Origin of the sequence: Vibrio sagamiensis NBRC 104589 (genome assembly GCF_007990935.1) — a bacterium.
Classification (GTDB): Bacteria; Pseudomonadota; Gammaproteobacteria; order Enterobacterales; family Vibrionaceae; genus Vibrio; species Vibrio sagamiensis.
Window position 1 is genome coordinate 1 of the sequence record NZ_BJXJ01000134.1, and the last position, 984, is coordinate 984.

The 984-nt window shown below is 35.0% G+C and carries 2 protein-coding genes; both read left to right on the plus strand.

The genetic code is table 11. The features are described from left to right. Positions 1-5 precede the first annotated feature (5 nt). Positions 6-128, plus strand: a complete 123-nt coding sequence (locus VSA01S_RS20505; RefSeq protein WP_280524910.1) for a leucine-rich repeat protein — start codon at positions 6-8, stop codon at positions 126-128. Positions 129-278: 150 nt separating this feature from the next. Then, positions 279-941 carry a hypothetical protein gene (locus VSA01S_RS19795; RefSeq protein ID WP_145993923.1) on the plus strand — a complete coding sequence of 221 codons (663 nt, stop codon included), beginning with the start codon at positions 279-281 and terminating at the stop codon, positions 939-941. The last annotated feature ends 43 nt before the right edge of the window (positions 942-984 follow it).

The following is a 984-nucleotide window of genomic DNA, read 5'->3' on the forward strand; positions in this document are numbered from 1 at the left end:
ATTCAGTGACCACCATTGGGGAGTATGCGTTTTCAAGCAACAAGCTCACCAGCGTGACTATCCCTGATTCAGTGACTACCATTGGGGTGGAGGCGTTTGATGATAGTGTGAAAATTAAACGGAATTAATACGGTTTTGGGTGTTGCCACATTATTAATATGTGGCAATGCCTGAAGGTGTAAGATATTACGTGTCCACATCAAATTTAATTTGGATGTAGTGACCTACAGCGCCCTAGCTCGATGCGCAGCATCGCTATCTTGATAAAACAAAGAATTATGTCATTCACAACTTTTTGCTATACTCTGGCCTTTACGCATGGGTTTTATACAGTCACGAAATTTGGGGGTAGTTGGAATTCTAAAAAAATACTCCCTTTTTTATTGTTACTTTTTCATGCATTTTTAGTGAAAATAAATTCCGGACACTATATTCCAGACTACATCTCAATATGGATTCCTGTTTTAGGTTTTATTTTAAGTGTTAATTTTTGTATTGAGGGGTGTGAAAGTTTACACGGAAAATTGATTTACTTTACAGGTATAATGATTCTGATTTGTATGTTTTTTCTGGTAACTCTAAATGTGTTTGATATTAATCTTGTTGAGCCTGATCCTCATATACAATTGATAATGTTTTTTCCTTTGTTTGTGGGTGTGTGTTTTTTATCTAATTTATCTCAAAGTGGAGAGCTGATTGAGCCTCATCAAGTTTTAATAACATCATTGTATTTTATTTATTTATTTTATTTCCTATATTTTCCTCCTTTTTTACTTGCTAGAGGGATGTCGGGGCTATACATTTCATTGCCCATAATCTGTTATTACATTACCATGTCTTCATATAAAGATATGGGAGAGCACTTACGAATTGCCGTAGGGATAGCGGGGGAGATATTCGTTTTTTTAGTTTTATATTTAATGAAAAATTATGTATGGTAAAGAAAAGCGATTTTGTGGCGGCATCTACCTTCATAAGGGCTTG

Bases quoted from the DNA above. Each gene is read 5' to 3' on its own strand.
- VSA01S_RS19795 (WP_145993923.1), top strand. From the start codon at position 279: ATGTCATTCACAACTTTTTGCTATACTCTGGCCTTTACGCATGGGTTT.